This window comes from Alphaproteobacteria bacterium LSUCC0396 (assembly GCA_041228345.1).
Taxonomy (GTDB): domain Bacteria; phylum Pseudomonadota; class Alphaproteobacteria; order Puniceispirillales; family Puniceispirillaceae; genus UBA3439.
In genome coordinates this window covers 791,304-814,522 of sequence record CP166131.1, presented here as the reverse complement: position 1 = coordinate 814,522, position 23,219 = coordinate 791,304, and the positions used below count along the sequence as shown (strand labels likewise).

At 51.9% G+C, this 23,219-nt stretch carries 23 protein-coding genes and 1 pseudogene; 14 read left to right on the top strand and 10 right to left on the bottom strand.

Annotated features, from left to right (window positions below; all coding sequences use genetic code 11):
- Positions 1 to 37 precede the first annotated feature (37 nt).
- Together AB8881_04125 and AB8881_04120 are read left to right on the top strand one after the other, a co-directional pair.
- Positions 38 to 793, top strand: a complete 756-nt coding sequence (locus AB8881_04125; protein ID XDZ64077.1) for a sulfite exporter TauE/SafE family protein — start codon at positions 38 to 40, stop codon at positions 791 to 793.
- Positions 794 to 845: 52 nt separating this feature from the next.
- Positions 846 to 3,182 (top strand): DUF3604 domain-containing protein, encoded by a 2,337-nt coding sequence (locus AB8881_04120; GenBank protein XDZ64076.1) that lies wholly within the window; start codon positions 846 to 848, stop codon positions 3,180 to 3,182.
- Between the two features lie 22 nt (positions 3,183 to 3,204).
- Here AB8881_04120 and AB8881_04115 read toward each other — a convergent pair whose 3' ends face one another.
- From AB8881_04115 to AB8881_04100, 4 genes are all read right to left on the bottom strand, one after another.
- Positions 3,205 to 3,927: a lysophospholipid acyltransferase family protein gene (locus AB8881_04115; protein ID XDZ64075.1), complete on the bottom strand. Its 723-nt coding sequence runs from the start codon at positions 3,925 to 3,927 to the stop codon at positions 3,205 to 3,207.
- 368 nt (positions 3,928 to 4,295) lie between these two features.
- On the bottom strand, positions 4,296 to 5,237 hold the full coding sequence (locus AB8881_04110; protein XDZ64074.1) for a D-2-hydroxyacid dehydrogenase family protein: 942 nt from the start codon (positions 5,235 to 5,237) through the stop codon (positions 4,296 to 4,298).
- 16 nt (positions 5,238 to 5,253) lie between these two features.
- Positions 5,254 to 6,357, bottom strand: coding sequence for an AbrB family transcriptional regulator (locus AB8881_04105; protein ID XDZ64073.1), 1,104 nt, complete (start codon positions 6,355 to 6,357; stop codon positions 5,254 to 5,256).
- Between the two features lie 102 nt (positions 6,358 to 6,459).
- Positions 6,460 to 7,173: a GntR family transcriptional regulator gene (locus AB8881_04100; protein XDZ64072.1), complete on the bottom strand. Its 714-nt coding sequence runs from the start codon at positions 7,171 to 7,173 to the stop codon at positions 6,460 to 6,462.
- Positions 7,174 to 7,232: 59 nt separating this feature from the next.
- On the opposite strand from AB8881_04100, the gene tcuA reads away from it, so the two are divergent.
- Together tcuA and tcuB are read left to right on the top strand one after the other, a co-directional pair.
- Positions 7,233 to 8,648 carry an FAD-dependent tricarballylate dehydrogenase TcuA gene (gene tcuA / locus AB8881_04095; GenBank protein ID XDZ64071.1) on the top strand — a complete coding sequence of 472 codons (1,416 nt, stop codon included), beginning with the start codon at positions 7,233 to 7,235 and terminating at the stop codon, positions 8,646 to 8,648.
- Between the two features lie 31 nt (positions 8,649 to 8,679).
- Entirely contained in the window at positions 8,680 to 9,789 is a 1,110-nt protein-coding gene (tcuB, locus tag AB8881_04090) for a tricarballylate utilization 4Fe-4S protein TcuB (protein XDZ64507.1), read from the top strand.
- A 54-nt stretch (positions 9,790 to 9,843) separates the two neighbouring features.
- Here the strand turns inward: tcuB and AB8881_04085 are convergent, their stop codons facing one another.
- Positions 9,844 to 10,593 carry an IclR family transcriptional regulator gene (locus tag AB8881_04085; protein ID XDZ64070.1) on the bottom strand — a complete coding sequence of 250 codons (750 nt, stop codon included), beginning with the start codon at positions 10,591 to 10,593 and terminating at the stop codon, positions 9,844 to 9,846.
- A gap of 153 nt (positions 10,594 to 10,746) precedes the next feature.
- Between AB8881_04085 and AB8881_04080 the strand changes: the two genes are divergently transcribed.
- The 7 genes and pseudogenes from AB8881_04080 to AB8881_04050 all read left to right on the top strand — a co-directional run bounded on the left by AB8881_04080 (position 10,747) and on the right by AB8881_04050 (position 16,714).
- Positions 10,747 to 12,342: a GMC family oxidoreductase gene (locus AB8881_04080; protein XDZ64069.1), complete on the top strand. Its 1,596-nt coding sequence runs from the start codon at positions 10,747 to 10,749 to the stop codon at positions 12,340 to 12,342.
- Entirely contained in the window at positions 12,339 to 12,998 is a 660-nt protein-coding gene (locus AB8881_04075; protein ID XDZ64068.1) for a YjbE family putative metal transport protein, read from the top strand. Before AB8881_04080 ends, AB8881_04075 begins: the two co-directional genes overlap by 4 nt.
- A 276-nt stretch (positions 12,999 to 13,274) precedes the next feature.
- Positions 13,275 to 14,567: a histidinol dehydrogenase gene (hisD, locus tag AB8881_04070; GenBank protein XDZ64067.1), complete on the top strand. Its 1,293-nt coding sequence runs from the start codon at positions 13,275 to 13,277 to the stop codon at positions 14,565 to 14,567.
- Positions 14,560 to 15,318 carry an SDR family NAD(P)-dependent oxidoreductase gene (locus tag AB8881_04065; GenBank protein ID XDZ64066.1) on the top strand — a complete coding sequence of 253 codons (759 nt, stop codon included), beginning with the start codon at positions 14,560 to 14,562 and terminating at the stop codon, positions 15,316 to 15,318. Before hisD ends, AB8881_04065 begins: the two co-directional genes overlap by 8 nt.
- On the top strand, positions 15,315 to 16,331 hold the full coding sequence (locus AB8881_04060) for an alcohol dehydrogenase catalytic domain-containing protein (protein ID XDZ64065.1): 1,017 nt from the start codon (positions 15,315 to 15,317) through the stop codon (positions 16,329 to 16,331). Before AB8881_04065 ends, AB8881_04060 begins: the two co-directional genes overlap by 4 nt.
- On the top strand, positions 16,328 to 16,465 hold the full coding sequence (locus AB8881_04055) for a hypothetical protein (protein XDZ64064.1): 138 nt from the start codon (positions 16,328 to 16,330) through the stop codon (positions 16,463 to 16,465). The genes AB8881_04060 and AB8881_04055 overlap by 4 nt, the downstream gene beginning before the upstream one ends.
- 15 nt (positions 16,466 to 16,480) lie before the next feature.
- Positions 16,481 to 16,714, top strand: a pseudogene (locus tag AB8881_04050) (Rap1a/Tai family immunity protein).
- Between the two features lie 106 nt (positions 16,715 to 16,820).
- Here the strand turns inward: AB8881_04050 and gloB are convergent.
- The 3 genes from gloB to AB8881_04035 all read right to left on the bottom strand — a co-directional run bounded on the left by gloB (position 16,821) and on the right by AB8881_04035 (position 18,936).
- The gene (gene gloB / locus AB8881_04045; GenBank protein ID XDZ64063.1) at positions 16,821 to 17,588 is read right to left on the bottom strand and encodes a hydroxyacylglutathione hydrolase; all 768 of its coding nucleotides are present in this window, start codon (positions 17,586 to 17,588) and stop codon (positions 16,821 to 16,823) included.
- Positions 17,589 to 17,621: 33 nt separating this feature from the next.
- Positions 17,622 to 18,062, bottom strand: a complete 441-nt coding sequence (locus AB8881_04040; protein XDZ64506.1) for a VOC family protein — start codon at positions 18,060 to 18,062, stop codon at positions 17,622 to 17,624.
- 178 nt (positions 18,063 to 18,240) lie between these two features.
- Positions 18,241 to 18,936: an HAD family hydrolase gene (locus AB8881_04035; protein XDZ64062.1), complete on the bottom strand. Its 696-nt coding sequence runs from the start codon at positions 18,934 to 18,936 to the stop codon at positions 18,241 to 18,243.
- A 206-nt stretch (positions 18,937 to 19,142) separates the two neighbouring features.
- Between AB8881_04035 and AB8881_04030 the strand changes: the two genes are divergently transcribed.
- Positions 19,143 to 19,547 (top strand): N-acetylmuramoyl-L-alanine amidase, encoded by a 405-nt coding sequence (locus AB8881_04030; protein XDZ64061.1) that lies wholly within the window; start codon positions 19,143 to 19,145, stop codon positions 19,545 to 19,547.
- 5 nt (positions 19,548 to 19,552) lie between these two features.
- Complete coding sequence (locus AB8881_04025) at positions 19,553 to 20,350, top strand: NlpC/P60 family protein (protein XDZ64060.1); 798 nt, start codon at positions 19,553 to 19,555, stop codon at positions 20,348 to 20,350.
- Between the two features lie 67 nt (positions 20,351 to 20,417).
- Here the strand turns inward: AB8881_04025 and AB8881_04020 are convergent, their stop codons facing one another.
- The gene (locus tag AB8881_04020) at positions 20,418 to 21,779 is read right to left on the bottom strand and encodes an MFS transporter (protein XDZ64059.1); all 1,362 of its coding nucleotides are present in this window, start codon (positions 21,777 to 21,779) and stop codon (positions 20,418 to 20,420) included.
- Between the two features lie 114 nt (positions 21,780 to 21,893).
- Between AB8881_04020 and AB8881_04015 the strand changes: the two genes are divergently transcribed.
- A complete protein-coding gene (locus AB8881_04015) occupies positions 21,894 to 22,427 on the top strand; it encodes a L,D-transpeptidase (protein XDZ64058.1) in 534 nt (177 codons plus the stop codon).
- Here AB8881_04015 and AB8881_04010 read toward each other — a convergent pair.
- Positions 22,416 to 23,180, bottom strand: coding sequence for an N-acetylmuramic acid 6-phosphate etherase (locus AB8881_04010; protein XDZ64057.1), 765 nt, complete (start codon positions 23,178 to 23,180; stop codon positions 22,416 to 22,418). The two genes, AB8881_04015 and AB8881_04010, sit on opposite strands and share 12 nt — an antisense overlap.
- Positions 23,181 to 23,219 lie beyond the last annotated feature (39 nt).

The following is a 23,219-nucleotide window of genomic DNA, read 5'->3' as shown; positions in this document are numbered from 1 at the left end:
TTTATCTCCGCACCTTTGCTTGAAGAATTGGGCTGTGATGAGCATTGATGTAATAGTGTTGATCATCGCTGGTGCGCTTGCTGGTGGTTTTGCCAATGGTCTTGCTGGATTTGGCACCGGCCTTTTTGCGCTTGGTTGGTGGCTGGCGGCGATGCCACCACTGGATGCGGTTGTCACGGTTGTGATCATGTCGCTAGTTGGGGGGGTACAAGGCCTATATGCTGTCCGCAATGCGATTGATAAGGCCGACCAATTTCGGTTTTTAGTACCGGCACTGTTTGGCATCATCATTGGCTATCTGGTTTTGGACGCGGTCAATGTCGCCATACTGAAATTTTTGGCAGCGAGCCTGCTGATCCTGTTTGGTGGGTTTTTTACCTTTCGTAAGACTTTGCCAAAATTGACCAAGCGTTATCTTTTAGCCGATGTGTTTGTTGGGTTTATTGGTGGTCTCTTTGGAATGGTGGCTGGAATGTCCGGAGCGATTTTAACTATGGGATGCTCACTTTATGATTGGTCCAAGGCGCGTCGGCGCGCACTGGTACAGCCGTTTAACATGATCGTTTTGGGAACGGTGATGGTTTTGATGGCGTTGCGTGGGTTAATTGACCAGCATATCTGGCTGATTGTTGCGGTGGCCTTTCCATTTTCGATTATTGGCACGCAAACTGGCATTTTTGTGTTTCGCCGGTTAAATGATCAGCAGTTTCAACGGCTGCTCATATGGTTGATTCTTGCATCTGGTCTTGTTCTTGCGGGACGCGAATTAACTGCTATCATAACATCAATGTAGGTGTTTAATTGCTCCATTCTGAAGTTTAACAATCAGTTTCAAAGGTGTTGTTATGACTGAAATGCCAATGGGAAGCCGGGATGATGTTCTTGCTGGAGGCGGCACTGGTGGTACAACTAGCTCGCCAGTTGCATTTCCCATTCCGGCTGATGAACTGGGCAGTGTCTCTATTTCCCCCGACGGCGCCTTTGAGGCGGGAAGTTATCAAACATTTGTGCTTACCTATACAGCGGGCAAATTTGGCATTGATGATTCTGGATCAATCCGGGTTTGTTTTCGGTTTGCTAGTGACCAAACTCGACCACAATTTGAAGATCCAGAGGGGCCGAACTACACGACTATTGAAGCGTCTAACAATGCTATTCTCACGTATCATTATGATCCAAAGGGTAATGTGCGCCCGTGGGATAGAACGCTTTATGTGAAAGTTGTGCGTGGGTTTTTGCGTGAAGGTGATCAAATTACCATCACCTTTGGTGACCGGTCTGGTGGCTCGCCGGGGATGCGGTTGCAGACATTCTGTGAAGAGAGCTATGAGTTCCATGTATTGGTTGATCCGATTGCGACCTATTGTTATCAGCCGATGCCCGTCCAACCGGCGATTACAATTATTCCAGGTAAGCCGGATCGTTATTTGGCGGTCGCACCAACAATCCGTGCGGTGAATGAGGTGTTTTCAATTAAATTCAAGGGTGAGGATAAATGGGGCAATCCGTCAGACCAGTGCGATATTGTGTTATATCCTCGCTCCAGTCATCCTGTTAAAGGGCTGCCCGAGAGTGTTAGTCTGAAGCCCGGGTCTTTTTCTGGTGAGATTGCTGACCTTTTGGTTGCAGAGGCAGCTGATCTACATGTGGATTTTCTGGATCGGTCAGGCACCGTAATTTGCCGGACAAACCCAATCCGGATTGAGGATAGTCCAGTATCGAGACATTTCTGGGGTGACCTTCATGGCCAGTCGGAGGAAACCATCGGCACCGGCAGCGCTGAGGCCTATTTCAGGTTTGCGCGTGACTATGCGTTTGTTGATGCCACAGGTCATCAGGGTAACGATTTTCAGATTACTGGTGATTTATGGGGTGAGCTTGACCGCCTATGTAAAGCGTTTAACGAGGATGGTAAATTTGTTGCCATTCCGGGCTATGAATGGTCTGGCAATACCGGGCTTGGCGGTGACCGCAATATCTATTTCCCAACCGAAGGACGCACCATCCGTCGGTCGTCGCACGCCTTGGTAAGCGACCATTCTGACATTGATACTGACTGTAATTCAGCTATTGAGCTATTTGCCGCTTTTGCAGAGCACGGCGAGGATGATGTTGTTGTTTTCGCGCATTGTGGTGGCCGTTATGCCGATATTGAACTGGCACACGACGGGCGGTTTGAAAAGGCCATGGAAATTCATTCAAGCTGGGGCAGTTTCGAATGGCTGGTGCAAGATGCGTTTCGTCTTGGTTACCGTGTCGGTATCGTTGCTAATTCAGATGGGCATAAGGGCCGGCCTGGTGCCAGCTATCCAGGCGCTGCGCTGTTCGGGGCAGTAGGTGGGCTGACTTGCTTTTTGATAGATAAACTAAGCCGTGAAGCGATTTTAGAGGCAATCCGGAAACGTCACCATTACGCCACCACTGGCGGTGAAAACGGCCGGCCATTGATCACGCTTGATGTAGATTTTCCGCAAGGCGGCACAAAATTCCATGAAGATCCCCGCCATGGGCGTGACACGGGTAAAGCGGCAGATCAGGCAATTATGGGTGATATTGTCCATTTGCCATCGGGCGATGTGTCGATCAAGGTAGATATCCGTGCCAGTGTGGCAATTGAACGTGTTGATATCTTCAACGGTTTAAACTTGATTGAAACTATTCGCCCCTATGCCAAGGAAGATCTTGGCAGCCGTATTCGCGTAATCTGGGAAGGCGCTGAATATCGGGGCCGTTTCAGGCAGGTGATCTGGGATGGATCAGCCTTCTTGTCAGAAAATGAAATTATTTCGGCAAGTTCGATTAATTTTTTCAACAAGGATAAAACGCTGAACCAGCCATCACCTGTTGAATTGAACTGGCGTGCATTAACGACAGGAAATATTGGCGGCTTTGATATGATACTAGCCGATCCTTATAGCGGCACGCTGAAGATCGAAACACCATTGATCAAGGCTGGTGTTCCACTGGAAGATATTGGTTTTGAAGATGAGGTGTTTGATAATAGCGGGGTTCTGCCGCGCTACCTAAAGCTATTTCGGCTGCCGACAATTAATCCGCATCAAACCTTGCAGTTCGAGCGCAAGGTCGCGCTTGATGGCGACGGGGATAATCCAATCTTTATTCGGGTGACGCTAGAAGATGGCACCTTGTGCTGGACCAGCCCGACCTACCTCTATCGCTAGAGCCTATCACTATAGCCGAACTTTATCGCTGAATATTATCACTGCCATATGTGCAGCGGCGCAAATACTCAGTTACTTCGGTGCGGGAGCCAAACTGCGATAATGTGCTGGCATGAATTGGCTGGCGCATATGTAGGGAGATTGAGTGTCCCATTTTTTTACAGATTTCACGGAACATTAGTGAATAGCCCAATGTGACACTAATCCTGCGCGCCATCTGGTATAATAGTGAATTTCGTCCATCAAAATAAAACGGGATCGTCGTTGTATCGGGAACTTGCGCCAGCTTTGCCGCAAAAGTTTTCCAGTCGGTGTCGATAGCGTTGCCAACAAAGTTGGGCGCTAGAGAAATTGCTCCGGCTGGAAAAATAATCACCGCGCCTCCATTTTTCATGTGTTTAGTAGCGTCGGCACGGGTTTTCAAATTACTGGCAAGTGCGGCTTCGGTTTCATCAAAATCAACCGGCAAAATCTTGTCCATAACTGCAGGTGCCTGGCGCAAAACCCGATGTGTGATGATCTTATAATCCTGCCGCACATCAGCCATTAGTGCGCATAACGCCAAACCATCGATCACCCCATATGGATGGTTGGCAATCGCCAGAACCCGGCCTGTAGCCGGAATCGAGGCGGGAATGCCGTCGGTATTGCTGCGTGTCAGATCAATTGAAATATTCAGCCGTCGGAGCGCATCAGACCAGAAATTCTCGGGTGGTAAATCGTCTTTAACATAATCAAAGTACAATTTGCGGATCCGAGGTTGCCCGGTGATTTTTTCAATTGACCTGATAAAATGGTTTGAGAGTGCGCCCATTTCGCCGTTCGCAAACGAAAAGATAGGGTGCAAATCGGTGGGGTGAGAGACATTTGGTCGCATACGCAGCGGATTCCTCTGGAAACCATCCTATACTACCCAAAGATAGCATTTTTTAGGTGCTGTGAAAGCAGCATTTTCTGATTTTGGCATGAAAAATCCAAATCAGCCCCAGAAATAATTCTGCGCCGCGATGTTTTGGCTTATGAAAACCAAAACTGACGACGGCATTTTTTACAGATTGAGCGCAGCCTTATTCGGCATTTTTGGCAGAAAATTGCCGCATGGAGATGCTATTGCTATAAGCCGCGGATCGGCTGGCCAGCAATCATTGCCGCAACTGCTTCGAGGGTCTCACCGTAGAAAATTGCCATAGTCTCGCGCGTGACATAACCTATATGGGGGGTCATCAACAGATTGGGTGTTTTACGCAAGGGATCATCTGCTGGCACAGGTTCAAGATCATAAACATCAATTGCCGCGCCGGCAATTTGTCCGGTGGCGAGCGCGGTGGTCAATGCCTGCATATCAATGATTGGGGCGCGTGATGTATTTACTAAATATGCGTCTGGCTTCATCATCGCCAATTCTTTTGCCGCGACCAGGTGACGAACCCGATCAGATAGTTTCAAATGGATTGAGATAAAGTCCGAAGTTTTGAACAACGTATCGCGATCAACATAGGAAACACCGACCTCGTTACACCTCTCAACCGTCAGGTTCTGCGACCACGCCTGAATATTCATGCCAAAAACCTTGGCATAATTGGCGAGCTGTCCTCCGAGGCGGCCAAGCCCTAAAATGCCAAGATTGCTACCGCGAAGATCACGCCCAAGATGTGTCTGCCAGCCGCCATTGCGCATTGAAGTTGCGCTCTCAAAGAGGTGGCGGGCCTGCATTGCAATTAGGCTAAAGGCAAGCTCTGAGGTCGCATGGCCAGGTGATCCGGTGCCACTTAGCATGATGTTTCGGGCTTTGGCCGCATCAATATCCAGTGCTGCATTTCGCATGCCGCTGGTCACAATGCCCTTTAGGTTAGGCAGCTTATCCATTACGGCAGCGGTAATGGGGGTGCGCTCGCGCATCATGCAAATGATGTCATAGGGCTGCAAGCGTGCAACAAGCGGATCGCCGGTGATGGTGTCGCGAAATATGTCGATTTGGACATGTTCGCCAAGTCGGCTCCAGTCACAGCTGGTTAACGCGCAATCAAGCCAGTCATCGAGAATTGCTATTTTCATTTTTCAGTCCTTATCTTTAATGCGGTGATTTTGCGTTATTTGGAATGAGGTTTCGTTTCTGTGCATAGGCGACGATAAACGGCAGGCTGATGAATACCAACATCACTCTAATCGTATGATGAAAGGCGACAAAGGCGACATCAAATCCGAATATCAAAGCCAGCAAGGTCACTTCATAAAGGCCGCCGGGAACAAAGGCGAGAAGCATCATAATGAAATCAACACCGGTCAGGGCGGCGATTGCATAAGCAGTGCCGCCATAGGCCAGCAATATGATGACCGAATTGACCATAGCATCGCGTAAATAGACAGATAGCTCGATAAATGGTACCCGCGCCAGCCGCCCGCCAACCGACCCGCCAATGATGATCTGGGCGATGATAACAAATTCACTAATCCGCGGTAACTCGACCCATCCGATGATATGGAGTAACGAGCTGAACAATAGGGGCCCGATTAGATGCGGCATCGGAATACGGAGCAGCCGCGCTAGTGGCAAGCTGAATGTGGCAATCGCCAAAAACGTCAGCATGGTCTCTATATCGATGTTGACGATGCTTGGCATGGCCAGCAGGGCCGTATTTGACGCCGCAACCGCTGCCTGACCCTCAACCAATGCGAGGATCAAAGGGGTTGAGCAGAATACAAGTGCAACACGCACCAGATGAAATAATGCCACAACATAGTCTTTTTCCACCAGATCGCGGCTCATCACGATCACCTCTGCCTGGCCGCCCGGAATGCAGCTCAATAAAGCCATCACAAAGCTGTATTTACGCACCCGCATCAGATAAAAAAGGCCAACTAAGGTCGCCAGAACCGTTGCAAAAATCATTGCCGCAACAGTAATGCCAGCCGATCCTATATGCGCCAGAACATCGGGCCGGAAATTGGCCCCGATCAATGTGCCAAGCCCAAGAATAACCGGCACATGAAGCCAGCGCGGAATGCCGATACGGGTTTGAATGGGCGGCACGGCCGCGCCGATAATCCAAACGCCAAAAAGACTACCAAGCAGGAACGGTGCAGGCAGGCCAATAAACTGAAAGGCATAGCCGGTACCAAAGGCAATGGTTGCGGTAACAATGATGTTTGGGATATCCGACAGCACGGGCCGCATGGAAACTCCTTTAAGGGGTGGGTCATATTCGGGCGGCTTGCGCCCCTTTATGACATCACGTTTTATAAAGTTCGGTTATGTGACATCTAGTTAATAAGCAGGCTAATCAATATTTTCCTTATGGCCAGTTGCGATGATTTGCAGGCGCGCCTTGACAGCATTTTGTAAATGCGTTCCGGCTGCCAGCTTGGCTGCGACTGGATCATGCGTCTGAATGGCGGCATTTATCGCATCATGTTCGGTGCCGATTTCACGCACACGCACGCTCAGGCTATAGGCGGTCGGGCCAAGCAAAACCATCAGGGTGCTGAGGCGCTGCAAGGTTTCGATCAGAAAAGAATTGTGACTGGCAAGAGCGATCGATTGATGAAACTGACCGTTGATTTTGGCAAGAGCTGCCGGATCACTGTCTGCAATGACAAGGCTCGTTTCGCGAGCTCTGATCTCGGCAATAAATTCTCGTTCGGCTGGGCTTGCTTGTGTTGCGGCCAACGCGGCCGCCATCGCTTCCAATTCGGTGCGGAATTGATAGAGCGCGTGGATGTCCTGATAGCCAAGCTTGCGCACCCGCAGCCCACCATCGTCACCGATCGACAGAATGCCCTCAGCCTTGAGCCCTGCAATAGCTTCGCGAAGCGGGGTCCGGCTGACCCCTAGCTTTTGCCCAAGGTCAATTTCTTTTAGCCGCGCACCCGGTCCAATATCACCCGCCGTAATCGCCGCCAGCAGAATATGCCTTATCCGCGCCGTCGCCGATAGATTGTTGCCGTAATGATCCTGTACAATTAGGTCATGTGCCGCCCAGTCTGTTGACATGAACGCCTCCTCTTTCGTATATTGTATGCAAATGTATGCAATAGATCAAGGCGCCCTGAATGTTAGATAACGACAGTCAGTCTCTTTTTGAAAGATCGTGGGATATCGTGGTTATTGGCGGTGGAAATGCTGGCGTTTGCGCAGCTATTACCGCCGCTGAGCGTGGGTGTTCAATTTTGGTTATAGAGACCGCACCTCGCGAATTCCGTGGTGGCAATACGCGGCATACTCGAAACCTTCGCTCGGTTCATGACGAGCCAACAGATGTTATGTCGGATCGCTACACCTTTGAGGAATATTGGGATGACCTTATGAGGGTTACCAAAGGCGTTACAAATGAGCATCTTGCAAAACTAACATTGGAAAGTTCACAAGCGTTGATGGAATGGTTGATTGAGCGCGGGGTCAGATTCCAAACCGCCTTATCTGGCACATTAAACCTGAACCATACGAATGCCTTTTTCCTTGGCGGTGGCCGGGCAATGCTGAACAGCCTGTGCCGTCATGCGGAGTCGGTTGGGGTGCAGTTCATCTATGAGGCTGAAGTAACCGATATTGCGCTTGAAAACGGCTTTTGTGAGTCGGTTGACGTTTCTTGGCAGGGTCAATCGCATCGTATCCGTTGCAAACAGCTTATTACCGCGGCAGGCGGGTTTGAGGCTGATCTCGATTGGCTGGCCGAGGGCTGGGGAGACGCCGCCAAGAATTTTCTGGTTCGCGGCACGCCGTATAATAAAGGCAGAGTGTTGCGCGTGTTGCTTGATCGTGGGGCACAGCCGGTGGGTGCGCTTGATCAATGCCATGCAGTGGCAATTGACGCCCGCGCGCCGAAATATGATGGCGGAATTGCCAGCCGCGTTGATGGGGTTCCGTTTGGTGTGGTGCTTAATAATAGCGCTGAGCGATTCTATGACGAGGGTGAAGATTTTTGGCCAAAGCGCTATGCGATCTGGGGGCGTTTGGTGGCCGCGCAGCCGGATCAAATTGCCTATGCAATCGTTGACTCTGAAGGGGTGGAACGGTTCATGCCTTCGGTCTTTACACCGATTGTTGACGATACGATTGAGGGGCTGGCAAGCCAGCTCGGCATTGATCCCACTGCGGCAAAGAAAACGATTGATGCGTTCAATGCAGCCTGTCCCTCTGGCCCGATCGACCAGATGATACTCGATGGCAAAGCCACGACTGGCCTGACCCCGGAAAAAACCAATTGGTCGGCACCACTTCAAAAGCCGCCTTTCTACGGATACCCGCTGCGACCAGGGATTACCTTTACCTATATGGGGGTTGCGGTGAATGATCGGGCGCAGGTTTTGATGCAGGATGGCAGGCCTGCGGCAAATCTTTTTGCTGCCGGTGAAATTATGGCCGGAAATGTTCTTGGCCAAGGGTATTTGGGCGGAATTGGCATGACAATCGGCGGCGTCTTTGGCCGCATTGCAGGAGCGGAGGCGGCACGTGTCCTTAACCGATAAAATCGAAGCTGAGGGGTTTGACCTTAAGGCACTGCTTGACCCTGATGCGGCCAGTGAGGTTACCCGGGTCATGCAAATCTGTAACGCCTGTCGTTATTGCGAGGGGTTTTGTGCCGTGTTTCCGGCGATGACCCGTCGTCGTTCATTTGACGAGGGTGATGTCGGCTATCTTGCCAATCTTTGCCATAATTGTGGCGCCTGTTATCATGCGTGCCAATATGCACCGCCGCATGAATTTGGCGTGAATGTGCCGCAGGCGCTGGCGGCGGCGCGGAACGACAGCTATGCCGCCTATGCTTGGCCCGCGCCAATGGCCGGATTGTTCAGGCGTAACGGGCTGTTTGTTACATCGGTAATTTCGCTTGGTTTGGCAATCACCGTTGGGGTGATGCTGGCGATGATTGCGCCGCAGCTATTTTGGGGTGTGCATGTCGGTGAGGGCGCATTTTACAAGATCATGCCGCATACAGTCATGGCAGGTATTCCGCTGGCGATTTCAGCTTTTGTGCTGATGTCGTTTATTATGGGCTGGCGGCGTTACTGGCGCCATACAGGCGCGAAATGGGGCGGCTTTGTCGATCTGTTTGACGCCATCAAGGCTGCGGCGAGTTTGCGCCATCTTGGCGGCGACTCGTCCAGCGGTGTGTTATCGGGGCCGGGCTGCCCGACCGGTGATGACCGGTCAAGCAATGCGCGGCGCATCTATCATCAATTGACGATGTACGGTTTTTTGCTGTGTTTTGCCGCAACCTCGGTTGGCACAATCTATCATTACGTGCTTGGCCGTGAGGCCCCCTACGGCTATCTGGAATTGCCGGTGGTACTTGGCACAGTTGGCGGCATTATTTTGTGTATCGGAACGGCTGGCCTTTTTGTCGAAAAGCGGCGAATGCATCCTTCGGTTCGCCATGATGAAGGGCTTGGCATGGATTACGCTTTTATCGTGTCGCTGTTTTTCGTCAGCTTTACCGGATTGCTGCTGCTTGCAGTCCGCGAGACCAGCTATATGGGCGTGACTTTGGCGGTGCATCTAGGCGTTGTTTACGGGTTTTTCCTGATCCTGCCATTTTCAAAATTTGTGCATGGGCTGTATCGGTTTGCGGCGCTGATCGCCAGTGCAGGTGAGGCGCGTCGCGGTTAGGCCAATTGCATTGCCACGAATATCGCGATCGCAAATGCCGAATTGACCTTGGGGTTAATAGCCAAATGTCTGCGAGATGATTTTGGCTGACTCGGCCAGCAAACCGCGCCGTGCCATCGCTTCGTCAAAATCAAAGCGCTGTTTTGGCCCATGAATCGCAAGCGCAGCGACATAACGCCGGCGCGAGTCCAGCACTGGCACGGCAATCGCAACCATGCCATCATGGAATTCCTCCAAATCAAGCGCAAAGCCATCTTTGCTGATCCGTTGCAGCTCGTCCTCCAGCGTTTCGGTGCTGGTATGGGTGTGTTTTGTATAGGCGCGCAGGTCCAAGCTATCTAGCAAAACGCGCCGTTTTTTTGGCGGCAGACTGGCAAGATAGGTTTTACCGCTTGCTGTGCAGTGAAACGGCACATGCGTTCCAACTGGCAGCAGAACCCGAAAAGGCCAATTCGTCTCGACGCGATCAGCATAGATCATCCCCTTGATTTCTGGCCTGACGAAATTCACCGTCTCACCAGCCTCGCGCGCAATATTCTGCAAAATCTGGTGGCGCGTGGTCTGACCGGTGGCGTGCTGGGCCAACCCCGCAGCAAGAGACAAAAGGCGTTTGGTCGGGTGAAGGCGGCGCGCCTGTTTGACCAGATACCCTTCGGCAATCAAGGTCTGGCAAAGTCGGTGTAGACTTTGTTTGGGCCAGTCGAGCTGTTCATTGATCTCGCTCGGTGTCAGAGGGCCTCCGGCATCTGCAATCACTTCAAATATCTTCAAAATCCGCAAATTTGGTGGAGTTGAGTCGGTCATTATGGTGCCTTTTTTCACGCGCAATTCCCGCACGAAACAAAAAGTGACGGCAAAAATTCCTTGAACAAGCCGTGGATTCGTGCATGATTTTAGTCTCCATTCAATAATAGAGACTAAAAGTCTCAAAAAGTAAATGATTTTTTGGGGGAATGGTTGAAGTTTGATTACGTCATCATTGGCGCCGGGTCGGCTGGTTGTGTGATTGCCAACCGTCTGTCCGCTGATCCGTCTGTTTCCGTGGCGCTTGTCGAGGCGGGCGGCAAGGATAGCTATCCGTGGATTCACATTCCGGTTGGTTACTTCAAAACCATGGGTAATCCAAAAACTGACTGGTGCTATCGTACCCAGCCTGACCCCGGGTTGAACGGGCGGGCGATCAATTGGCCGCGCGGCAAGGTGCTTGGCGGCAGCAGCTCGATCAACGGACTTTTATATGTTCGTGGGCAACCGCAGGATTATGATCATTGGCGACAGCTTGGCAATGCGGGTTGGAGTTGGAATGATGTGCTGCCGTTGTTCCGGCGAGCCGAAAATTGGGAAGGTACGCCGTCGCCTGAACGCGGTGTTGATGGCCCGTTAAATGTATCTGAAAATAAGGTCGATTGGGACATTATCGACGCGTGGATTGAGGCGGCGGCAAAAGCCGGTTACCGGCGCACGGGCGACTATAACCGTGAAGATCAAGAGGGTGTTGGCTTTTTTCAGATGACGATGAAAAATGGTCGGCGTTGCAGTACGGCTGCGGCCTATCTGAAGCCGGTTCTAGCGCGCAAGAATTTGCATATCTTCACCCATACGCATACTGACCGGATCGAGTTTGAGGACAAGCGCGCCACGGCGGCGTTGGTTCGGATCCAAGGAAAGAGCCAGCGGATCAGCGCGCGCCGTGAAATCATTTTGTCGGCAGGTGCGATTGGATCGCCCCAGATTCTGATGCTGTCCGGCATTGGCGATCAGCATGATCTTGGCAAGCATGGTATCGCCGTAACGCATCATTTACCGGGGGTGGGGCGTAATCTGCAAGACCATCTGCAAGCTCGCCCGGTTTTTAAATGCAACGCCAGCACGATCAATACGGAAACCAAAAACCCGTTACAGCTTGTAAAAATTGCACTGGAATATGCGGTGAACCGATCTGGCCCAATGGCAATGGCGGCCAGCCTTGGTACAGCGTTTTTAAAAACCCATCCGGCGTTAGAAACCCCTGATATCCAGTTTCACCTACAGCCGTTCAGCGCCGATAATATCGCCGATGGCAGCCATAATTTTTCGGCCTTTACCGCCTCGGTTTTGCAATTGCGGCCAGAAAGCAGAGGGCACATCGAACTCAAGTCATCAAAGCCCGAGGATTATCCGGCGATCTATCCGAATTATCTGGGAACCAAAACCGATTGCGACACTATTGTTGCCGGCATCAAGATTGCCCGCGCGGTATGCCGCACCGATCCGGTAAAATCGCTGATCACCGAAGAATATGCGCCGGGGCCAGCGGTCGCAGATAACGATGATGCGGCGATCCTTGAATGGGCGCGCAACACGTCAACAACCATCTATCATCCAACTGGAACCTGTAAAATGGGTCAGGATAAAATGGCGGTTGTTGATGAAAAGCTGCGGGTTTTTGGCGTTCGCGGATTGCGCGTTGCAGATGCGTCGATTATGCCAACCATCACCTCGGGTAATACAAATGCGCCGACCATTATGATTGGTGAAAAACTCTCAGATTTGATCTTGGAGGGGGCGAGATGAATATCAGCGGGCTTGATTTTACCCAATATGGTATCGCCGAAGTAACCGATATTGCGCAGATCATTTTCGCCGACATCATCTTGTCGGGCGATAATGCGCTGGTGATCGGTATGGCGGCGGCGGGGTTGGCCGCCAAGCAACGCAAACGTGCGATTGCGATTGGCATGGCAGTGGCGGCGATATTGCGCATTGTGTTTGCTGTTGTTGCCGCACAATTGCTGGCAATCAAGGGCATTCTCTTGATCGGTGGCGGGTTGCTTGCGTGGGTCTGTTACCGGTTTTATTACGACTTGAAAGAATTCAACAGCACCGCCACAAACGGGGCGGACGGGGCCGCGCCGGGGGAAGCTGGAACAGACAAGCCCGCGGAAAAAACGTTTGGCCGTGCCTTGGTGACCATTTTGGTCGCTGATGTGTCAATGTCGATTGATAATATTGTCGCGGTGGCGGCGATTGCCCGCGATAACACAGCGCTTTTGATCTTTGGCCTTGGGCTGGCGATCGCCTTTATGGCGTTCAGCGCCTCACTAATTATGCGGGTGATGATCAGGTATCGGTGGCTGTCTTATCTGGGATTATGGTTTCTGATCTATCTAACAGTCACAATGATCTATGACGGATTAATCGATCTTGGGGTGATCACGGCAATCTTTTAGCCCTGCCGCCAAGGGCGATGTGAATTGGCTTATCAGGCAAGTGGAAATGATGTTTGGTTCGATTGTCTGAAATGACTGTAGCCGGGCAAAACTATGTTTAAAGACCTTCATCAACATGGTGCGGCTATAGGGAGTAGCTGAATGGGACTTGAAAGACATCTATTTTGGTATGATACGATTTATGGTGATTCAGTTGATTGGTCTCGCATTAATCTTTCTGTTCCCGTAAATTGCATTATGGCTTCCGACTTACATTTATGGGCAATAGGTATTTAAATGACGGTAACTTATTTGAAGAAGGCGGCAAAAACCCCGCAAACTGGCAGTGATGAAACTCGTAATATTGTTGCTGATATGCTTGCTAAAATTGAGGCTGGCGGCGAAGCGGCCGCGCTTGCCTTTGGGCGGGATCTTGATGGCTATGGCGGTGATGCGATTGTAAGTGATGAGGTGATTTCGGCGGCGGCGGCAACAGTATCGCCGCAGTTAAAGGACGATATTCAATTTGCCTATGACAGGGTGACGAAATTTGCCAAGGCGCAGCTGGCGTCGATCAGTGAATTTGAAACCGAATTATCGCCCGGATTATGGGCGGGACAAAAATTAATTCCGATTGAAACGGCTGGCTGTTATGTGCCGGGCGGACGCTATGCCCATGTGGCCTCGGCGATTATGTCAATTGCCACGGCCAAGGTGGCGGGGGTTAATCATGTGGTCGCCTGTACCGCGCCGCATGGCAAGGAAGGCCCAAATCCGGCGATCATTTATGCGATGAACCTATGTGGAGCCGATACCATTCTGTCGCTTGGCGGCGTTCAGGGCATTGCCTCGATGGCCTTTGGATTATTTACCGGCAAACCGGCGCGCATTCTGGTCGGGCCGGGCAACCGGTTTGTTGCCGAGGCAAAACGGATGCTCTATGGCCGTGTCGGTATTGATATGTTTGCGGGCCCAACCGAAATTGCGGTGATTGCTGATGATAGCGCTGATGCGGCGGTGGTTGCTGAAGACCTTGTCAGTCAGGCCGAACATGGCCCAGACTCGCCTGCATGGCTGATTACAACATCGCGCCAGCTGGCTGATGATGTGATGGCGCAAATGGATCGTCACATTAATGCCTTGCCAGAAACTGCGCGTAATGCTGCAACCGTGGCATGGCGCGATTACGGCGAGGTGATTTTGTGTGATACTGACGAAGAAGCGGCACAAGTGTCGGATGAATATGCCGCCGAACATCTCGAAATTCATACAAGCAAGGATGAATGGTATACCGCACGTCTAAAAAATTACGGATCGCTGTTTATTGGTGAAGAAACCACGGTGACTTACGGCGATAAATGTTCAGGCACAAACCATATCCTGCCAACCAAGGGTGCAGCGCATTACACTGGCGGTCTTTCGGTTCATAAATATCTGAAAATTGTTACAACGCAGCGCATGACCAAAGAGGCTAATCGCGAGGTTGGACAGGCGGCCGCGCGAATTTCGCGGCTGGAAGGTATGGAAGGCCATGCCCGTGCGGCTGATGTGCGGTTGCGCAAATATTTCCCCGGAGAAAATCTTGGCTAATGCTGGCTTGAGCCTATTTGATATCGCTGGCAAAACGGCCCTGATAACCGGTGGCGGCAGTGGCCTTGGCCAGTTTATGGCAAAGGCGCTGGCCGAAGCTGGGGCGAACATCTACCTCGTTGGGCGGCGTGAAGACAGATTAAAAGCAAGTCTTGGCAGTCACGACGGGGCGGTATTTCCGCTTGATCTGGTTGAACGCGATGCGACGGATCGTTTGTTTGAGATGGTCACGGCACAAGGCAGGCAGCCTGACATCATCGTCAATGCTGCCGGTATTAACCCGCGTCGGCCGGCAGATGAAATTTCCGAGTCCGAATGGCATTACACGGTCGATCTGAATTTGAATGTTCCGTTTCTGGTTAGCCAGAAATTTGTCCCCTCTATGAAACAGGCGGGGTGGGGACGAATTATCAATATCGCCTCTTTGCAATCCACCCGTGCTTTTGAAAATGGCATTGCCTATGGTGCAGCCAAAGGCGGTATCTTGCAGCTTACTCGTGCGATGGCACAGGCATGGTCGCCCCACGGTATTACCGCTAATGCGCTGGCGCCCGGGTTTTTCCCGACGGAATTGACCGCGCCGGTTTTTGCCGATCAGGCGGCGGCGCAAAGGCTGGCAAATGCAACCGCGATTGGGCGGAATGGGGTGCTTGAGGATATGCGGGGGCCATTGCTGTTTCTGGCGTCAGATGCCAGCGGCTATGTCACCGGCCAATCAATTGCGGTAGATGGAGGGTTTACAGCAAAATGAAAGCGCTTGTTTATACCGGCACCCAATTGTCCGAGATCCGTGACGTTGAATTACCGGTTGCTGGCCCGGGTCAGGTTTTGGTTGATCTGGCCTTTTGCGGTATCTGCGGATCGGATATGCACGCATGGCATGGGCATGATGAACGCCGTGTACCGCCGCTTGTGCTTGGGCATGAGGCTGTTGGCATTGTGCAGGTCAATAATTTTGCCAATAATCCTGCCAGTAACCTTGCTGGTAAACGGGTCGCGATCAATCCGTTGATGACCTGCGGGATTTGTGATGTCTGCACCAGCGGCGATGAGCATCTATGCGCCAAGCGTGAATTGATTGGTATGCGGGTTCCTGGTGCCTTTGCCGAAAAACTGGTGATTGATGCTGGCAATTTAACCGTGATTGATGATGGCTTGTCATTTGCCGAGGCAGCCCTTGCCGAGCCGCTGGCCTGTTCGGTTCATGCGGTGCGCCTTGCCTGCCAGCTTGGCGGGAATAATCTCGATGCTGGCGTCATTGTGCTTGGTGGTGGTGCAATCGGACTTTTGACCGCGCTGGTGTTTGAGGCCTATGGATATAAGGACATCTGGATTGCGGAAACCAATCCGCATCGCCGCAAAGTTCTGGAAAATAGTGGCGCGATGCGGGCCTATGATCCGCTGCATGAGGCGCCGGGTGCGCGCCAGATTGATATTGTTGTTGACGCGGTTGGCTCGGGCGCGACGCGCCGTGCGGCCAGCATGATGGTGCGGCCAGGCGGGGTGATTGTGCATATCGGCCTGCAGGATAATGAAGCTGGTCTTGATACGCGCCGGATCACGTTGCAGGAAATTAAATTTCAGGGCACCTACTGCTATCGCACAGATGATTTTGCCGAAGCCTTGGCGCTGCTCACAAGTGGCAAGATTAGGGGCAAGGGCTGGGCAGAAATCCGACCGCTTGATGATGGTGCGCGCTCTTTCATTGATATCCATGAAGGCAAGGCGCCACCAAAGATTATTTTACAAACAAGCGAGATATGATGATGCAATCTTCACTATTTTCAGGCGTTGCAAAACTGGCGCTTACCGTGCTGATCGGTATGTCTTTTTTGCAGGCGGTAACGGCACGTGCTGATTTTATCAATGGTGATCAATTGCGGCTTTACTGCACATAAAAAAACCCAAATGACGAGGCTGTCTGTTTTGTCTATATCGCCGGCGCTGTTGATGCGTTTACCACGATTGATTTGATGGGCGAGAAAGCTAGCGGAACAAAACGGCATTTCTGCCTTCCCGACGGCATATCGCCAGATCAGTTAAAGGACACAACGATGACATGGCTGGCGCGGCCAGAGGCTAATCTTGACCTTGCGGCAACGTTACTCATTTGGGGTGCAATCAAGGACGCTTATGGCTGTCGATAGGCGGCCGCTGATATCACGATCTTAGGAAAGGCCAAGCCCTAAACAGCCCCGCATTAGATGAACATCTTTTTGGGTAAAATCTTTAAGGGGTAAAACCGTCTTGTCCTTAAAAGTTATCTTTGCGTTTCCGGATTTCGGCAAAAACCGCCGCATTGCTTGCCTGTTCCATGCCCAGATGCGCGCGGATTGCCGCGTTATCTACCCGTAAAAAAGGGTTTGTCGCTTTCTCAAGATCCAGCCTTGTTGGCACGGTCGGCAGGCCGCCGTTGCGCAATTCGGCGATCGCCTCCTGACGCGCGGCAAGCGCCGCATTATCAGGGTCAACGGCGCGCGCAAATGAAGCATTGGCAATGGTGTATTCATGGCTGCAATAGATGATTGTGTGATCAGGAAGCGCCAACAGCTTTTCCAGTGACGCCCACATCATATCGGCATCACCCTCAAAAATACGGCCGCATCCCATAACAAATAGGGTATCACCGGTGCAAACCATATCTTCGGATGCAATGTGGAAATTCAGCATATCTAGGGTGTGACCCGGCGTTGCAATCACATCAACCCGCCGTCCAGCAAAGTCAAAATGATCACCGTCGCCAAGTCTGACATCATAAAGCGCGCTGGCAGCACTATCAATAACTGGACCCATTACGGTGGCGTTATGGCGCTGTTTCAAATCGGCAAGGCCGGCAGTATGATCGCCATGATGATGAGTGATAAATATATGGCTTAATTGCCAGCCAGTTTCGGCCAATGCGGCCGCGGTGGCGTCGGCGTCGCCGGCATCAATACAGGCGGTTAGATTGCTGTCAGTGCAATGCAGCAAAAGTCCGTAATTATCGTCACCATAGGGGAATTGATGTGTTTGAAAGGCCATTGATCTCTCCGATTAAACCAGCGGTGTGTTTATCTACCAGCTTCCGGTATTTTCCATCGACAGCCATGGTTCGGCTGGCGGCAATGAATCGCCCTCTTGCAGCAGTTCGATCGAAATATTATCCGGTGACTTGATAAAGGCCATACGCCCATCACGCGGCGGGCGATTAATCACAACGCCAGCATCCATCAGCCGCTGGCAGGTATCATAGATATTATCGACCTTATAGGCGAGGTGTCCAAAATTCCGGCCGTAATCATAATCTTCAGGATCCCAGTTAAAGGTCAATTCCAATTCCGGTGCCATGGCGGCGAGGCTGCTGTCCTTGTCCTTTGGTGCGGCAAGAAAGATCAAGGTAAACCGCCCTTGGGGAACGTCTTTGCGGCGCATCTCAACAAGCCCAAGTTTTTTACAATAAAAATCAAGTGATTGCTCGACATCACGAACCCGAACCATTGTGTGAAGAAACCGCATAGCTACCATCGCTCCTATCTTGCTGGCCAGTTTTGCTGCCTTATTTAACGGCGGCTGCCTCGCCATTATAACCAAAGCCCATGATAGGCGCCATGCCAGAGCCATGTCTAGCCAATTGTCGGCGCGCCCCGGCGGCATCGCTCATAGGTTTTATCCTGAAATTTGATTTCAAGCTGGGTTATTCGTCAAGCTGTAAACCGATCATTGCGGCGGCCTCGGTCAGGCTGGAACAAATCTGAAAATCTGGTGGATTGGGGGTCCGGTTTGGCGGTGCCAAATCGGGTATCTGAATAACCTTCATGCCAGCAGCGATAGCCGCCGTCGTTCCGTTGTTCGAATCTTCAAACGCAAGACAATCATCAGGTGCAATGCCTAGTTTTTGCGCAACGTCCAGATACACATCTGGTGCAGGTTTTCCAGCAGGCACCTCATCGCCGCCGGTCACATGCCGAAGATAGGGCATCAGGCCGGTTCTTGTTAGAATGTCACGCGCTTTGCTGCCAGATGATGAGGTGGCAACCGCAAGCGGCATATCCATCTGCTGAAAACCTCTCAGAACTGCATATGCTCTGGCCTTTACCGGCACATCACCAACCAGCAATTGGCGATAAACATCGAGCCATTCATTTTTAAAGGCAACGGCATCCATATGAGGCGGCAGCATCGCCCGAAGAATATCAATGCCGGTAGCCGCGTTCAGCCCGATCATGCCGCGATAATCATCAATGCCAACGTTCAGATCATAGCGCGATGCTGTGGTAACAAATGACTGGAATGAAAGGGTTTCTGTATCAAGCAAAAGCCCGTCCATATCAAAAATGACAGCCTTGATCCGGCTAATTTCAATTGGTGATTTTACCGGTGATAATGGCATGAATATTTCCCTATGAATGCGGCTTTTACCTGTGCGATGATTTGGCTCTTAGCACGCTGGGCGACTATGGCACGTTTCGCTGTCAAATGAAAATGCCAACGATCTGCTTTGCCCAGCGGGTGGCATGTGGGTATCAAGCGGGTGCCAAACCGCCGCTGTGCCGGTGGTACTGTTATAAATAGTCAAAAGGACTGGACGATTGCGCAATGTTGAAAGCTGAAAACATCCGTTACTTAGTGGTGCATTGTGCTGATACGCCGGATGACCAAAACCTTGGTGCGCGTGATATTCACCAGATGCATCTTGCGTTTGGCTGGCATGGGGTGGGCTATCATCGGGTGATTTGCCGTGATGGGCGGATCGAACATGGCCGTCCTGATTACTGGGTTGGTGCCCATGTCAAAGGCTTTAATGAGATAAGCCTTGGCGTTTGTCTGATCGGGCGGAATGATTTTACCGATGCGCAATTTGCCGCTCTGGAGACCGTGCTTCGTGAGTGGCGCAAAACCTATCCGGCTGCTGAAATCTGCGGCCATCGTGATTTTGAATATACGCCAAAGACCTGTCCAAATTTTGATGTCGCACAATGGTGCGAAAGGGTTGGGCTGTAAATCTGATGTTGGCGACGCGCATTATTACACCATCGGCACCGCTGCTATCCGGCCCAAAGGCAGATGCCCCCCTTGATAGTGAATGTCTTTTTGGCGAGCGGTTTGACATTGCCGATGGCGGAGTGATGCCGATTGACGGATTTGTTTTTGGAACGCTTGGCACTGATAGGTATCAGGGCTGGGTGCCGCGTGAATGTCTTGGCGACATGCCGCCACCAACCGCGCAAATTATGGTGCCGATGAGTGATGTCACCAGTGCCGCCGATATTAAAAGCCCGGGGCGTTTTGGGCTGTCGCTTGGTGCCTTGGTGACGGTGAGGGAGATTACCGGTGATCGTGCCAAGATCGTCACAGCTAATGGTGATGGATTTTTGCCATGCCGGCATCTGTTGCCACTGGCGGCAGATGATAATCACCTGCCCGCCGCAGATACCAAAATTGATGATTGGGTCGGGCTTGGCGAGCGGTTGATCGGCAGCCCCTATAAATGGGGTGGGCGCACCGCATGGGGGCTGGATTGCTCGGCGTTAGTGCAGCTGACCTTGGCAGCAGCTGGATTAGATGTGCCGCGTGATTCCGGCCCGCAGCATAAGATTGGATCCCCGATCAGTGATCTGACGGCACTTTGCCGCGGTGATCTGGTGTTTTGGCATGGCCATGTTGGCATCATGCAGGATGACGCGAGATTGCTGCACGCCAACGCGCATCATATGGCAGTGGCAAGCGAGCCACTAGATCATGCGGTCGAGCGTATCGCCACTATTGCCGGGCCGGTAACAGCGCTTCGGCGGCCGGTCATATGATCTATCAATAATACGATATTAAGCGGCGAGATCATTTCGCTGGCATGGCTGGCTAGCCGGTTTAGCCCTAACCTCCATTCAGCTGGATTTTATCGCGCAGCATCCAAAGCAGGCAAAGCGATGGCAATACCATTAACGCGGTAATTACAAAAAACAGCCCCCAATCACCGCCAAGCCAATCAATCATTGCCCCGGATGATGCGGCAAGCGTGGTCCGCCCAATCGTGCCAATTGACGCCAGTAACGCATATTGCGTGGCGGTATAGGTGCGATCAACAAGCAGCGAAATAAAAGTCACAAAGGCAACTGTCGCAAAGGCGGCGGCGATGTCATCTAAAAGAACCGCCACTGCAAACACCCATTCGGATTTGCCGGTCCATGCCAGAATACTGAACATGACATTGGTGGCAGCCATGGCAATGCCAGCGATAAACAGGGCGCGCAAAGCACCTGACCGGATGGCAAAAAATCCGCCAAGCAATGTAAAGACAACTGTGGTCACCCAGCCAATACCTTTGGAATAAAGGGCGATATCCGATTTTGAAAAGCCAATTTCGGAATAGAAGATTAATGACATTTTGCCCATAAAGGCTTCGCCAATTTTGAACAGCAGAACAAAACCAAGTATCCCAAGCCCAATGGCAACGCCGTTATGCCGGAAAAAGCTGGCAAGTGGTGCCCAGACTGTACTGCCAAGAAAGCCGATGATTTTTGCTGCGCGGCTGTCGCTGCGTAGTTTGTCAGCGATGTCTTGCTGGGCTTTATTTTGTGCTTTGATGCGGGCGTTGGCACTAGCCTCGGGGATGAATAACAGCCCGATATTTGCCAGAACAACGAGCCCGCCTAACCCGACAAAGGTCAATTGCCAGTAATTTTCATAGCCAGCATTCTGCAATAAATCAGCGGTAAATAACGCAACGATGCCGCCAATTTTATACCCGCTCCACCATCCGGTGACATGGATTGCGGCACCTGCTGCCATCGCGCTTTTTTCCGAAGCGTCAATCTGTTCGATGCGCAAGGCGTCAATGGTGATGTCTTGTGATGCGGATGCGGTGGCAATGACCAAGCCAACTGCCATAACTAACCAGATATCCTCGGCTGGTCGCAGCAAGCTCCAGATCAGAAGAGCCACAAGGATGATGATCTGAAAGCAAAGAATCCAAGCCTTGCGTTGGCCGATTTTACTGGCAAGTTGGGGAATACGAATACGGTCGATCAGCGGCGCCCACAAAAAATTTACCGCATAGACGCTAAAGATCAATCCAGCCCAGCCAATGGCAGACCGGCTTAGGCCATCTTCGTTCAACCATAATGATAGTGATGAGCCGATCAACACCCATGGAAAACCGCTCATCGCGCCAAGCAATAATATCCGAAGCATTCGCCGGTCACGATAGGCCGCCAAACCCGCTTTGAAATCACCCATTCCCCGTGGCTCCATCAGATTGCATTTGCTATGATAGACTGGGCGATGGCGGCGGGAAAAGGCATAATCGCAATGCTGACCGAATTTGACCTGATTTGATAGGGGAACGATGCGATGCCGGACTTGTGTTTGCTGCGTGATAGGGCGGGCGGCTATTGGTTAGAGGCCGCGGGTATGGCACCGATGCGCGCCATTATTGGCAAGGCTGGTCTTATTGCCGGTGCGGCCAAGCGCGAGGGCGATATGGCAACGCCGGTTGGACGTTGGGCATTGCGCCACCTCTATTACCGGCAGGATTTGCTGGGTCCATTGAATGCTGACTTGCCGAAAAGCGTGATCACGCCGCATTGTGGCTGGTGCGATGATCCGGATCATAAGGATTATAACCGCTATGTGCCGCTGCCATTTACCGCTAGCCACGAGGTGATGTGGCGTAATGATGGTGCCTATGATCTGGTGGTGATGCTGGGGTTTAATGATGCACCGCCGGTCGCCGGACGCGGTAGTGCCATATTTCTGCATTGCATCGCCGAGGGTAAAACCAGTACCGCGGGCTGCGTTGCGATTGAGCGCGCGGCGCTATTGCAGCTAATGGCAAAGCTGGATGCCGATCAATATCTGTCGATTGATGCGGGGCTATTGCCCTAGCGCGGCGTCAATCTGCGCCCGCCGCTGGCGCAGTTTTTCATTGGTTGGAACCATCGCCACCATCATTCCATTAGCAACAAACCCCATCTTGACCATGATCATATTCGAGATCAGATTCATGCAGATTTTCTGTGCAGTGCCTGCGGTCAGCCGCGTTGAACCGGCAATGATTTCACCGCCGGTTGCCAATAAAATTGGATAATGGGCGGCGGCTAAAAGCGGTGTGTCCGGATTATTGGCGATGCCGATGGTGACGGCACCTGCCTTTCGCGCTGCGGTGATGGCGCCAATCGTGAAGGGTGTTTTCCCACTTGCCGCGATGCCAATAACGACATCATGTGCGCCACCATTCATCGCGGTAAAGCCAGTCGCACCGGCGCTGGCATCATCTTCGGCATTTTCAATCGCGCCCAACAATGCTGACGGCCCGCCTGCAATCAAAAACCCAAGCCGGTCCCGAGGCCAGTTAAAGGTTGGTGGCAATTCGGCACCATCTTGAACGCCGATGCGTGCCGATGTACCGGCGCCGGCATAAATTAATCGTCCTGCTGGATCGCTCACCAGCCGGTCATAAGCCGCAATTGCGGCAGTTTCGATGGCTGGCAGGGCGGCCTCTATGGCTGGGATTGCGCCAGCTTGGCTGTCAAGCATCAAGGATAAGGCTGCAAGGGGCGCCAGCTTATCTATATGCTGGGCCGCTTGTGGCACATCTTCAGTGCTGCCGTAATTTGGGTATCGATTTCTGCTGCTCATCGGGTCACTATAGGCGGCAGTCGGGTAAAAGAGAAGGGG

Coding starts and splice junctions, on each gene's coding strand:
- AB8881_04125 (XDZ64077.1), top strand. CDS start 38: ATGAGCATTGATGTAATAGTGTTGATCATCGCTGGTGCGCTTGCTGGT.
- AB8881_04120 (XDZ64076.1), top strand. CDS start 846: ATGACTGAAATGCCAATGGGAAGCCGGGATGATGTTCTTGCTGGAGGC.
- AB8881_04110 (XDZ64074.1), bottom strand. CDS start 5,237: ATGAAAATAGCAATTCTCGATGACTGGCTTGATTGCGCGTTAACCAGC.
- AB8881_04105 (XDZ64073.1), bottom strand. CDS start 6,357: ATGCGGCCCGTGCTGTCGGATATCCCAAACATCATTGTTACCGCAACC.
- AB8881_04100 (XDZ64072.1), bottom strand. CDS start 7,173: ATGTCAACAGACTGGGCGGCACATGACCTAATTGTACAGGATCATTAC.
- tcuA (XDZ64071.1), top strand. CDS start 7,233: ATGTTAGATAACGACAGTCAGTCTCTTTTTGAAAGATCGTGGGATATC.
- AB8881_04085 (XDZ64070.1), bottom strand. CDS start 10,593: ATGACCGACTCAACTCCACCAAATTTGCGGATTTTGAAGATATTTGAA.
- AB8881_04075 (XDZ64068.1), top strand. CDS start 12,339: ATGAATATCAGCGGGCTTGATTTTACCCAATATGGTATCGCCGAAGTA.
- hisD (XDZ64067.1), top strand. CDS start 13,275: ATGACGGTAACTTATTTGAAGAAGGCGGCAAAAACCCCGCAAACTGGC.
- AB8881_04060 (XDZ64065.1), top strand. CDS start 15,315: ATGAAAGCGCTTGTTTATACCGGCACCCAATTGTCCGAGATCCGTGAC.
- AB8881_04055 (XDZ64064.1), top strand. CDS start 16,328: ATGATGATGCAATCTTCACTATTTTCAGGCGTTGCAAAACTGGCGCTT.
- gloB (XDZ64063.1), bottom strand. CDS start 17,588: ATGGCCTTTCAAACACATCAATTCCCCTATGGTGACGATAATTACGGA.
- AB8881_04040 (XDZ64506.1), bottom strand. CDS start 18,062: ATGCGGTTTCTTCACACAATGGTTCGGGTTCGTGATGTCGAGCAATCA.
- AB8881_04035 (XDZ64062.1), bottom strand. CDS start 18,936: ATGCCATTATCACCGGTAAAATCACCAATTGAAATTAGCCGGATCAAG.
- AB8881_04030 (XDZ64061.1), top strand. CDS start 19,143: ATGTTGAAAGCTGAAAACATCCGTTACTTAGTGGTGCATTGTGCTGAT.
- AB8881_04025 (XDZ64060.1), top strand. CDS start 19,553: ATGTTGGCGACGCGCATTATTACACCATCGGCACCGCTGCTATCCGGC.
- AB8881_04020 (XDZ64059.1), bottom strand. CDS start 21,779: ATGGGTGATTTCAAAGCGGGTTTGGCGGCCTATCGTGACCGGCGAATG.
- AB8881_04015 (XDZ64058.1), top strand. CDS start 21,894: ATGCCGGACTTGTGTTTGCTGCGTGATAGGGCGGGCGGCTATTGGTTA.
- AB8881_04010 (XDZ64057.1), bottom strand. CDS start 23,180: ATGAGCAGCAGAAATCGATACCCAAATTACGGCAGCACTGAAGATGTG.